Source organism: Roseitalea sp., from assembly GCF_984466335.1.
In genome coordinates this window covers 1-11288 of sequence record NZ_CFIFWG010000100.1, presented here as the reverse complement: position 1 = coordinate 11288, position 11288 = coordinate 1, and the positions used below count along the sequence as shown (strand labels likewise).

13 protein-coding genes are annotated in these 11288 nt (G+C 66.6%); 3 read left to right on the top strand and 10 right to left on the bottom strand.

The window, feature by feature from the left end; translation table 11 throughout:
* Window positions 1–2016 (top strand): putative bifunctional diguanylate cyclase/phosphodiesterase (locus AC5E6L_RS10190; protein ID WP_491773036.1); only part of this gene is annotated, 2016 nt, incomplete at its 5' end.
* An 18-nt stretch (window positions 2017–2034) separates the two neighbouring features.
* Here the strand turns inward: AC5E6L_RS10190 and AC5E6L_RS10185 are convergent.
* The gene (locus tag AC5E6L_RS10185; RefSeq protein WP_491228645.1) at window positions 2035–2643 is read right to left on the bottom strand and encodes a YqgE/AlgH family protein; all 609 of its coding nucleotides are present in this window, start codon (window positions 2641–2643) and stop codon (window positions 2035–2037) included.
* Between the two features lie 153 nt (window positions 2644–2796).
* On the opposite strand from AC5E6L_RS10185, the gene AC5E6L_RS10180 reads away from it, so the two are divergent.
* Both AC5E6L_RS10180 and AC5E6L_RS10175 read left to right on the top strand, forming a co-directional pair.
* Window positions 2797–3630: a protein-disulfide reductase DsbD domain-containing protein gene (locus AC5E6L_RS10180; RefSeq protein ID WP_491773034.1), complete on the top strand. Its 834-nt coding sequence runs from the start codon at window positions 2797–2799 to the stop codon at window positions 3628–3630.
* An 86-nt stretch (window positions 3631–3716) separates the two neighbouring features.
* On the top strand, window positions 3717–4205 hold the full coding sequence (locus AC5E6L_RS10175; protein ID WP_491773032.1) for a peroxiredoxin: 489 nt from the start codon (window positions 3717–3719) through the stop codon (window positions 4203–4205).
* Window positions 4206–4268: 63 nt separating this feature from the next.
* Here the strand turns inward: AC5E6L_RS10175 and rnhA are convergent, their stop codons facing one another.
* From rnhA to AC5E6L_RS10130, 9 genes are all read right to left on the bottom strand, one after another.
* Window positions 4269–4757, bottom strand: a complete 489-nt coding sequence (gene rnhA / locus AC5E6L_RS10170) for a ribonuclease HI (protein ID WP_491228648.1) — start codon at window positions 4755–4757, stop codon at window positions 4269–4271.
* A gap of 3 nt (window positions 4758–4760) precedes the next feature.
* On the bottom strand, window positions 4761–5744 hold the full coding sequence (locus AC5E6L_RS10165; RefSeq protein ID WP_491228649.1) for a homoserine kinase: 984 nt from the start codon (window positions 5742–5744) through the stop codon (window positions 4761–4763).
* Window positions 5745–5757: 13 nt separating this feature from the next.
* Entirely contained in the window at window positions 5758–6771 is a 1014-nt protein-coding gene (gene ispH / locus AC5E6L_RS10160) for a 4-hydroxy-3-methylbut-2-enyl diphosphate reductase (protein ID WP_491773029.1), read from the bottom strand.
* A gap of 78 nt (window positions 6772–6849) precedes the next feature.
* On the bottom strand, window positions 6850–7599 hold the full coding sequence (locus AC5E6L_RS10155) for an SURF1 family protein (protein WP_491773027.1): 750 nt from the start codon (window positions 7597–7599) through the stop codon (window positions 6850–6852).
* Window positions 7600–7667: 68 nt separating this feature from the next.
* Window positions 7668–8546 carry a cytochrome c oxidase subunit 3 gene (locus AC5E6L_RS10150; RefSeq protein WP_491773025.1) on the bottom strand — a complete coding sequence of 293 codons (879 nt, stop codon included), beginning with the start codon at window positions 8544–8546 and terminating at the stop codon, window positions 7668–7670.
* A gap of 5 nt (window positions 8547–8551) precedes the next feature.
* Window positions 8552–9208 carry a cytochrome c oxidase assembly protein gene (locus tag AC5E6L_RS10145; protein ID WP_491228653.1) on the bottom strand — a complete coding sequence of 219 codons (657 nt, stop codon included), beginning with the start codon at window positions 9206–9208 and terminating at the stop codon, window positions 8552–8554.
* Window positions 9209–9216: 8 nt separating this feature from the next.
* Window positions 9217–9402 (bottom strand): cytochrome c oxidase system small membrane protein, encoded by a 186-nt coding sequence (locus AC5E6L_RS10140; protein WP_491228657.1) that lies wholly within the window; start codon window positions 9400–9402, stop codon window positions 9217–9219.
* Window positions 9403–9407: 5 nt separating this feature from the next.
* Window positions 9408–10334 carry a heme o synthase gene (locus AC5E6L_RS10135; protein ID WP_491228654.1) on the bottom strand — a complete coding sequence of 309 codons (927 nt, stop codon included), beginning with the start codon at window positions 10332–10334 and terminating at the stop codon, window positions 9408–9410.
* A gap of 127 nt (window positions 10335–10461) precedes the next feature.
* The coding region (locus tag AC5E6L_RS10130) for a cbb3-type cytochrome c oxidase subunit I (RefSeq protein WP_491773023.1) at window positions 10462–11288 on the bottom strand (827 nt) is incomplete at its 5' end.

Sequence of the window (11288 nt, the reverse complement as noted above, 5' to 3'; positions counted from 1 at the left end):
GTCACCTATGATCCGCCCGTGGCGGCCGGCATCGCCCGCATCGCGCTGGCCGGCACGGCCGCGTTCGGCCTTGCGCTGATCATCGGTCTGAGCCTGCGCGGTTTCGACAAGGCGATCATGCTGATCCCGGCCTGGTCGCTGCTGCTGGCCTGGGTCGCCGCAGGCTGGATGGCGGTCACCGGGCAGGTCGACAACGACATCATTCAGCCCGCGCTGGCCGGCGGGCTGGTCCTCGTCGTGCTCCTGACGGGCTTTACCATCCTGCAAGTCGCGTTCTCGGGCGGCGCGTTTCACGAGAACCTGTTCTCGAACGTCGAGCTTCAGGCGCTTGCCGTGACCGGGTCGGGCGGCATCGTCTGGGACTGGGATGTCGGCCGCGACCGGCTGACCACCACGCCCAATCTGGGCCTCCAGCTTGGCCTCGGCCCGGCCGCGCTGCTGGGGCCTGCCAAGAACTGGCTCCGCCATGTCCATGCCGGCGATCGCGAGAACTTCCGCGCCGCGCTCGATGCGGTGGTCGAAAAACGGCGCGGAAAGATCGATCTTGTGTTGCGGCTGCGGAGCGGCGAAACCCAGCATGGCTGGTACCGGATCTCGGCCCGCCCCGTGATCGGCGCCGACGGCTCGGTCATCCGCTGCATCGGCACGGCCACCGATGTGAGCGCGCAAAAGCGCGCCGAAGAACGCCTCCTGCACGATGCGGTCCACGACAATCTGACCGGCCTGCCAAATCGCGAGCTTTTCTTCGACCGTATCGGCGCCGCCGTTGCTCTGGCGGCGGCCGGGGGGGCGGTCCTGCCGACCGTCTTCGTCATCGACATAGACCGCTTCAAGGAGGTCAATGAGAGCGTGGGCATGAATGCCGGCGACACGCTCTTGATCACGATGGCGCGGCGCCTGAAGCAGCAGTTGCGCAGCCAGGACACGCTGGCCCGCATCGGCGGCGATCAGTTCGGCGTGGTCCTGGTTTCGGAAACCGAGCCGGCCGAGATCGCCGCCTTCGCCGAGGCGGTCAAGCAGACCGTCAAGACGCCGGTCAGCTTCGCCGAGCGCGAAATCGTGCTGACGCCGTCGGTGGGGCTCGCGACGTGGTCGGCCGAATGCCGGCGCGGCGAGGAACTGTTCAAGGACGCCGAACTGGCCCTGCACCAGGCAAAGCGTTTCGGCGGCGACCGCGTCGAGCCGTTCAGGCCCGCGTTTCGCGACGGCAGCTCCAACGTGGTGCAGATCGAGGCGGACCTGCACCGGGCGATCGAGCGCGGACAGATCGGCCTCGTCTACCAGCCGATCATCCGCGCGGCGCGCGGCGAGGTGGCCGGTTTCGAAGCCCTGATGCGCTGGAACCATCCGCGGCGCGGCGAGGTGCCGCCGAGCGAATTCATCGCCGTCGCCGAGCGCTCCGACCTGATCGGCGAACTGGGCGCCCATGCCTTGGAGATGGCGGCGATGCAGTTGATGGAGTGGGAGACGGCGCTGACCGACACGCCGGTCTTCGTCTCCGTGAACGTTTCGAGCCAGCAACTGGTCCGGCGCGATTTCACCAGCCAGATCGCCGGGATCCTCGCGCGGCACCCGCAGCGCACGCACACGCTGCGCGTCGAGATCACCGAAACCTCGCTGATGCAGAACCCCGAACAGAATGTGCGCGTGCTCGAACGGGTCAAGGCGCTGGGCGTCGGTCTGGCGCTCGACGATTTCGGCACCGGCTATTCGTCGCTGTCCTACCTGTCGCGGTTCCCGTTCGATGTCCTGAAGATCGACCGGTCCTTCATGCGGCCGATCACCGCCGGGCGCGACGCGCTCCTCAAATCGATCATCGACATGGCGCACGCGATCGACCTGACGGTCGTCGCCGAGGGCATCGAGGACGAGGAGGATGCGCGCCTGCTCGCCGAAATGGGCGCCGATTACCTTCAGGGCTTCGTCACCGGCCAGCCGCTGACCGCCGACGAGGCGGCCGCCCTGATCGCGCAGCAGGGCCCGGCCGCCGCGCGCCAGGGCAAGGCGGCCGAATAGAACGCATGCCGGCGCCGGTCAGGCGCGGCCACCCTCCGGGATGAAGTTGGCCGCGCCGATCCCCAGCCGGTCGATCAGCGCCCGGTACTTGCCTTCGTGATCGTGGGCGAACACGATGTCGGGGTCGGCTTCCATGGTCAGCCAGGCATTGTCGCGGATTTCCCGTTCGAGCTGGCCGGCACTCCAACCCGAATAACCAAGCGCGATCGCCGCCCGCCGCGGCCCCTGTCCCGCCACGATCGATTTGAGAATCTCCACCGTCGAAGTCAGATAGATCGTCTCGGAGACCGGTATCGTCGCCTCGATCGCATAGTCGCCCGAATGCAGGACGAAGCCGCGATGCTCGTCGACCGGCCCGCCGATCCGCACCGGTCCGGCCACGCCATCCACCCGGGCGCTGTCGAGCGCGACCGCCTTGCCGAACTCGGTCTGGCCGATCAGTTCGGACAGGGTCATGGGCGCCGGCTTGTTCAGAAGGAAGCCCATCGCGCCATCGTCGCTGTGCGCGCACACATAGACCACCGATTCGGCGAAGATCGATGCGTTCTTGCCGGGCATGGCGACCAGGAAACGGCCCTCGAACTGGCCGGCGCCGGTGGCTGCGCCCTTCTGTCTGACGATTGTCATCGTGCCAGCGTAGCAGCGGCGCGCGAAATGAGAAGTCCCGGAGCCTGCTTTTGTTGCCGACGGGCGCCGCACGGACGGATCACGAACTTATGAGGCCGCCGGCCGAACGCCCATATTGATCGACAAGCCCGGCCTCGCCATACACGCAGGCAAATGACGCAACGCGCGAAAATCCTGTTTGCCCTGCTCGCAACGTCTGTGCTGGCGGCGCTGGCGACCGCTCAGGCGAACGCCCAGGCGAGCGGCTGGTTCGGTACGGCGGGCGGCGACATCCGGCTCGTGATCGCGCCGCCCCGGCAGGGCGATACACAGCTGCGCGGGATCATCGATGTCCGGCTGGCGCCGGGCTGGAAGACCTACTGGCGCGATCCAGGCGCCTCGGGCATCCCGCCGCGATTGAGCATTGACGGCAGCAGCGGCTTGACCGACCCGCGCATCCACTTCCCGGCACCGGTCTGGATCGACAATCCCTATGGCGACTTCGCCGGCTATGACGCACCGGTCGCGCTGCCCTTTACGGTGTCGCGAACGGCCGATGGCGTGGCCCAACTGAACGCAAGCGTCTTCCTGGGCATATGCGAGGACATCTGCATTCCGGTTGAGGCCGAGTTCGACCTGCGCGTCGCCTACGCCAACGGCACGACGCTGGCTTCGGCGCGTGTCCAGGCGGCGCATGCGGCGCTGCCGGGCGCGCCCGTCGACGGCCTTGCGGTGACGGTGTCCGAGGCCACGCAGGGCGGGCAAGCCATCATCGCCGTCGCCCATGATGCGGGCGCCTCGCCGCAACTGTTCGTCCATGCGCCGGACGGCACCCAGTTCAAGCCGCCGCGGATCGTCGCCTCGTCCGATGGCGAGACCCGGTTCGCGCTCGAACCGGCCAGGCCGGCGGGCACGGACCGCGCGGTCGAGGCGAACCTCACCGTCCGGTCCGGCGCGCTGAGCTACGAAGCCGCCCACAGCATTCCGGTCGCCGCCAAGGCGCGATAGCGCTTTTTTGATTTACGGGCTTTTCCGCAAGGTCGCTTGCGGCCTATCTGTGCGGCATCGGTTCACAAACGGAAAGGACGACGACCATGACGATCAAGACCGGCGGCAAGCTGCCAGAGATCACAGTCAAGACGATAACCGGAGACGGGCCGACCGATGCCGCGACGGCCGAGGTGTTCGGCGGCAAGAAAATGGTCCTGTTCGGCGTGCCCGGCGCGTTCACCGGGACATGCACCGCAACCCACCTGCCCGGCTATCTGGACAATCGCGAGGAGATGCTCGCCAAGGGCGTCGACGCAATCGCGGTGGTGTCGGTGAATGATCCGTTCGTCATGCAGGCCTGGGCGGAACAGGCGGGCGGCATCGACAAGATCGGCTTCATCGCCGACTGGGACGGCGCCTTCACCCGGGCGATCGGCATGGACATCGACCTTTCGGCGGCAGCGCTGGGCGTGCGCTCGAAGCGCTATTCGATGCTGGTCGAGGACGGCGCCGTCACTGCCGTCAACGTGGAGGACAATCCCGGCGAAGTCACCGTTTCGGGCGCGGCAAAGATGCTCGAACGGCTCGGCTGAAGCCCCTCGCCCGCCATCGGACTGCATCGGCAAAGAACCGGCGCGCCTTGCGGCGCGCCCGGATCAGCCATCGCCCGCCTTCGCCCGGCGCGCGCCGTTCCGCTTTTGCTTGAAGGGCTCCATGGCCCGGCGCGCCAGTTCGTCGGCGCGTTCGTTCTGTGCGTGGCCGGCGTGGCCCTTGAGCCAGTGCCACGTCACCTTCTGGCGCCCGGTCGCCGCATCGAGCGCCTGCCACAATTCGACGTTCTTGACCGGCTTTCTGGCGGCGGTCTTCCAGCCATTCCTCTTCCAGCCGTGGATCCAACCGGAAATGCCGTCCTTGACGTAGGCGGAATCGGTATAGAGGTCGACCCGGTGCGGTCCGCCCTTGAGCTCCTCCAGCGCACGGATGGCGGCCATGAGCTCCATCCGGTTGTTGGTGGTCTCGGCCTCGCCACCCGACAGTTCCCTGCGCTTGCCATTATATTCGAGGATCGCGCCCCAGCCGCCCGGACCGGGATTGCCCGAGCAGGCGCCGTCGGTGTGGATGGTGATGTGCTTTTCGTCGGCCATGGCTCAGGCGGTGGCCCTGACGGCCGCGCCAAGGCCGTATTCGGTCGCCGAGCCGACCGTCTGGTGGAAACGCATCTTGCGCATATATTCGTGCGGGTCCTTCTTGACGACGAGCGAGCCCTCGGGCGTCGTCACCCAGTCGTAAAGCCGGGTGAGCATGAAGCGCAGCGCGGCGCCGGCGGCCAGTATCGGCAATGCGGCGACCTCCGCCGACGTCAGCGGCCGGACGGCGGTGTAGGCGTCGAGCAGCGCCCTGCCCTTGGTGACGTTGAACGAGTGGTCGCGTTCGAAGCACCAGGCGTTGAGCGCGACGGCCACGTCATAGGCGAGCGCGTCGGTGCAGGCGAAATAGAAGTCGATGATGCCCGACAGCCGGTCGTCGAGGAAAAAGACATTGTCCGGGAACAGGTCGGCATGGATGGTCCCCTGCGGCAGGCCGCGCGGCCAGTCGCGTTCGAGCCTAGCCAGCAGGGCCTCGACCTCGCCGACCAACGCCGTCTCCATCGCCGGGTGGGCGTCGCGGCACTGGCCCCACAGCGGCCGCCAGTCCTCCAGCGTCAGCCCGTTGCGGCGGCGCATGGCGAAATCGGCGCCGGCCAGGTGCATCCGGGCCATGCCGGCGCCGACGCCGGCGCAATGGACCGGGCGGGGGCGCCGCATCCAGATGCCTTCGAGGAAGGTCACCATCGCCGCCGGCCGGCCGGCCAGTTCGCCGAGCATGCCATCGTCGGCGCGCCGCACCGGCAGCGGGCAGGACAGGCCCTTGGTCGCCAGATGGTCCATCAGGCCCAGGAAGAAGGGAAGGTCGGCCCGGTTCACGCGCTTTTCGTAGAGCGTCAGGATGAACTGCCCGCCGCGCGTATGGACGGCGAAGTTGGAGTTCTCGACCCCCTCGGCAATGCCCCGGTAGGACAGAAGGTCGCCCACACCGTAGGGCGCCAGAAAGGCGCGAAGCTGATCCTCGGAGATATCGGTGTAGACGGCCAAGACGCTGCGTCGGTCAGTTCGGCGTGCCGTTCACGAACGCCATGTCGGCGCCGGTCAGGGGCGTATCGCGCAAGGCGCGCATGACGGGGAACAGTTCGTTCTCCTTGGCGGTCAGGGCGATGTCGACGGTGACCTCGCGGCGTTCGCGCAGCGCGTCGATGATTTCCTGCACGACGATCTCGGGCGCCGATGCGCCGGCGGACATGCCGATCGTCGCCGCCGGGCCGATCCGGTCCCAGTCGATGTCGCCGGCGCGCTGGACGAGCATGGAGTCGGCCGCGCCATGGCGCCTGGCCACCTCGACCAGGCGCATCGAGTTCGACGAGTTCGGCGCGCCGACGACCAGGAAGATGTCCGTTCCGGGCGCGGCCGCCTTGACGGCCTCCTGCCGGTTGGTGGTGGCATAGCAGATGCTGTCCGAGGACGGCGCGGTGAGCGCCGGAAAGCGCCTTGCGAGCGCGGCGACCACATCGGCGGTATCGTCCACCGACAAGGTGGTCTGCGTCACATAGCCGAGATTGTCCTCGTCCGGGACGGCCAGGTCCGCCACCTGTTCGACGGTCTCGACGAGCGTGACCGCGCCCTGGGGCAGTTGCCCCATGGTGCCGATCACCTCGGGATGGCCGGCATGGCCGACCAGCAGCACGTGCCGCCCCAGGCGCCGATGGCGCATGGCCTGCTTGTGCACCTTGGAGACGAGCGGGCAGGTGGCATCGAGGAAGAACAGGTTGCGCGCCTGGGCATCGGCGGGCACGGACTTCGGCACGCCATGGGCCGAAAAGACCACGGGCCGGTCGGCATGCTCGGGCGGAATGTCCTCAAGCTCCTTGACGAAAACCGCGCCGCGATTGCGCAACGCCTCCACGACGAACCTGTTGTGCACGATCTCGTGGCGCACATAGACCGGCGCGCCGTGCTTCTTCAGCGCCAGCACGACGATCTGGATCGCCCGCTCCACGCCCGCGCAGAAGCCGCGCGGTTCGCACAGGCGGATCGTCAGCGGCGGCTTGGTAGCGTGGACGTTCATGTTCGCTTCCGTTGTCCTTCCTGATTAGGGACCGTCAAAGCCGTATGTCAACCGAGCAGGTCGACGCATTGGTGGCCGTCAATGCCGCCGCCGCCAAACGAACGCGCCCGCGACCACCACCAGCGTCAGGGCGAGCCCGTACCATGTGAGGGCATATTGCAGGTGATTGTTGGGCAGGTCGATGCGCGTGACGCCCCCCACGGGCAAGCCGCCGGGATTGGGCGTCTCGTCGGCATCGATGAAGAAGGGCAGCACATCGTCCGGTCCATAGCCGGCCCGTGCGACCATCAGGTTCCAGTCCTTCCAATAGTAGATGTTTCCGGCCGGATCGTTGCCGGGCACGATGAAGGACGGTTTTCCGGCCAGACGCGCGCGCGCCAGCCCGCGCACGGTCACCGTGCCCCCGGTCAGGCTCTGCGGCCGCGTCTCCGACTCCTTCAGGCCGAACGGCACGAAACCGCGATTGACCAGGACGACGGCGCCCCCGGCCATCTCCAGCGGGGTGTGGACGAAATAGCCCGAAGCACCGCGATGGGTGGCGAAGAAATGCTGCTCGCGGTCGTGGGCGAAGACGCCCGTGGCCTCGACCGGCCGGTAGCGGATGTCGCCGCCCCGGGCGGCGATGCGCGCGATCCCCGTGGCGGGCGCGGGCGCGCTCGCGATGCGGGCGTCGATCGTCGCCAGCAGATCCTCTTTCCACGCCAGACGCTGCACCTGCCATGTGCCCAGCCAGATGAGCACGGCCAGGACCGGCACGGCGCAGGCGAGGACCAGCCACGGAAAGCGGCGGCCGGGCATGCCTTTTTCGGTTCGGGTCGGTGCGCTCATCTCACGGCTCATATGGAAACGGGGCGGCCGCGTTTCCACGGCCGCCCCGACACCCGACACAGTTCGGATCAGTGATGATAGATCGGCGCGCCCCAGGTTCCCCAGACATAGACGACGAAGAACAAAAACAGCCAGACGACGTCCACGAAGTGCCAGTACCAGGCGGCCGCCTCGAAACCGAAATGCTTTTCGGGCGTGAAGTGGCCCGCATAGGCGCGGATGAGGCAGACCGCGAGGAACACAAGGCCGACAAAGACATGGAAGCCGTGAAAGCCGGTCGCCATGAAGAAGGTGGCGCCGTAGAGCGAGCCGGAGAAGGAATAGGGCGCGATGACGAATTCGTAGATCTGGACGCCCATGAACAGGATGGCGAGCAGCACGGTCAGCCACAGGCCCATCTTCAGCCCGTCGCGGTCATCGTGCAGCAGCGCATGGTGCGCCCAAGTCACGGTCGTGCCCGACAGCAGCAGGATCACCGTGTTGTAAAGCGGCAGGTGCAGCGGATCGAGCACTGCGAGCCCGGCCGGGGGCCACTGCCCGCCCGTATACTCCATGCGGCCGACCTGGATGGCCTCGTCATAGAACAGGCTGGCATCGAACACCGCCCAGAACCAGGCCGCAAAGAACATCACCTCGGAGGCGATGAACATGATCATGCCGTAGCGCAGGTGCAGCGAGACGACGCGGGTGTGGTGCCCCTGGAGCGATTCGCGCACCGTGTCCGACCACCAGCCGATCATGGTGTAGAGCACGATCAGCATGCCGGCCAGGAAGGTCCAAGGGTTCGCCATCGGAAGGCCGAGAAAGGAGAACTCGTTGCCTTGCAAGGCCTGCATCCAGCCGATGGCGCCGATCGCCGTCACCAGCGCGCCGATCGAGCCGGTCAGCGGCCAGGGACTTGGATCGAGAATGTGGTAGTCGTGATTCTTGGCGTGCGTGTCGGCCATGGGCGTCATCCCCGATTGTCGTCGTTGCGGACGGCGGTCGCCTCGTCCGGCCGCGGTTCGATCCCGACAGGCGCGCTAGGCGCTATGGCGGCGGTCTCGGCGGGCACGTCCACGTTGAAGAAGGTGTAGGACAGGGTGATGGTCGAAATGTCCTGGAGCTCCCTGGAATCGACGATCGCCGGATCGATGAAGAAGACGACCGGCATGTCCATGTGCTCGCCCGGCTCAAGCGTCGTCTCGGTGAAGCAGAAGCACTCCATCTTGTTGAAGTAGATACCGGCGGCCTGCGGCGTGACGTTGAACGTGGCCGAGCCGGTGCTCGCGACCTTGCGCCAATTGTGCGCGGCGTAGGCAACCTGCTTGAGTTCGCCGATGTTCAGCGTCACCTGGCGCTCGACGGGACCGAACTCCCAGCCTAGGCCCGGACCGGTGTTGGCGTCGAAGCGGACATTGATCGTCCGGTCGAGCACTTGGACCGGCGCGGTGTCGGCCACCTGCGTGGTGCCGCCAAAGCCGGTGACCCGGCAGAACAGTTCATAGAGCGGCACCGAGGCGTAGGCGAGGCCGATCATGCCCGCAAAGAAGGCGAGGCAGGCGGCGGCGACGCGCACATTGGCGCGGCGCTGTTTGCCGTCGTCGGCGGGCATGTCGGCGGTGTTCATGTCTGCTCCTAAAGCGGGCGGCTCAAAACGTCGGGACCGAGCTTGATGACCGTCACGACGTAAAAGATGACGACGCAGGCGGCCAGGCAAAGACCAATCGCGACCGATCGCTTGCGGCGCGCCTTCTGCTGCACATCGGTCAGTCGCATCGTCTGGCGGTCTTGCCGGTCCTGGGTCATCCGGTCCTGGGTCATCGCACTCACGTCAGCACCCGCATGGCAAGCGTTTCAACGAAGAGGACGGCAAACAGCGCGAACATGTAGGTCAGCGAGAAGCCGAACATCTTCTTGGCGGGCGCCATTGTCGCATCGCCGTCGGCCATTTGCCAGACCGCAATCGCATGGCGGACGAAGTTCAGGCCCAGAAGGATCGCCGCCGCGCCGTAGACGGGGCCGGCGAAACCGAGCGGCCAGGGCAATATGGCGAAGGCGGCGAGCAGCACCGAATAGACGAGCATCTGAAGCTTTGTATGGCGCTCGCCGGCGACGTTGGGCATCATCGGCATGCCGGCGATCTCGTAATCGCGCAGCTTGAACAGGGCGAGCGCCCAGAAGTGGGGCGGCGTCCACAGGAAGATGATCATGAACAGGACGACCGATTCGGGCGTGATGGTGCCGGTCACGACGGCCCAGCCGATCATCGGCGGAAAGGCACCGGCGGCGCCGCCAATGACGATGTTCTGGGGCGTGGTCCGCTTGAGCCACATGGTGTAGATGACGGCGTAGAAAAAGATGGTGAATGCCAGAAGGCCGCCCGCGACCCAGTTGGTGATCAGGCCCAGCGTCATCACCGAGAGCGCCGACAGGATGACGCCGAAGACCAGCGCCTCCTCGCGGCCGACGCGGCCCGCCGGGATCGGGCGCCCCGCCGTGCGGCTCATCACGGCGTCGATGTCGGCGTCATACCACATGTTCAGCGCGCCCGAGGCGCCCGCCCCGACCGCGATCGCCGAAATCGCGAAGGCCGCTATGACCGGGTTGATCGCGCCCGGCGCGACCAGCATGCCCACCAGAGCCGTGAAGACGACGAGCGACATGACGCGCGGCTTGAGCAGGTCGAAATAGTCGCGCGGCGTCGCCTCGGAAACGCGCGGCTGGCCTGTCTTGATTTCCTCGACGAGTGCCATGCGGCCACTCTCCTGTCCCAACGAATATCCCGGGTTCATCCGGGGAGACGGCCGGTGGTCCGGCTCTTGGTGATGTTCGGCGGGGCACCGCCGCGCGTCCTGCCCCGCTCAAAGGCGCGTATGCTTGTTACTTGATGCGCGGAAGCTGTTCCCACTGGTGGTAGGGCGGCGGCGAGGACAATTGCCATTCGAGCGTGGTCGCGCCCTCGCCCCATGGATTGGCGCCCGCCTCGCGCTTGCGCGCGAACGCCTCGAACACGCCGTAAAGGAAGATCAGGACCCCGACCGCCGACAGATAGGAGCCCCAGGAGGAAACCGTGTTCCAGCCCGCATAGGCGTCCGGATAGTCGATATAGCGGCGCGGCATGCCGGCCAGGCCCAGAAAGTGCTGCGGGAAGAAGATCAGGTTGACGCCGATGAACGTCACCCAGAAGTGCAGCCGCGCGATGAAGGAACTGTACATGTAGCCATACATCTTCGGGAACCAGTAGTACCAGGCCGCGAAGATGCCGAAGACCGCGCCCAGCGACAGCACGTAGTGGAAGTGGGCGACCACATAGTAGGTGTCGTGCAGCGACCGGTCGAGGCCGGCATTGGCAAGCTGGACGCCGGTCACGCCACCCACGGTGAACAGGAAGATGAAGCCGATCGACCACAGCATCGGCGTGCGCAACTCGATCGAGCCGCCCCACATGGTGGCGATCCACGAGAAGATCTTGATGCCGGTGGGCACCGCGATGACCATGGTGGCGAAGACGAAATAGCGCTGGGTGTCGAGCGACAGGCCGACCGTGTACATGTGGTGCGCCCAGACGATGAAGCCGACGACGCCGATGGCGACCATCGCATAAGCCATGCCAAGATAGCCGAAAATGGGCTTTTTGGAGAAGGTCGACACGATGTGGCTGACGATGCCGAAGGCCGGCAGGATCAGGATATAGACCTCGGGATGAC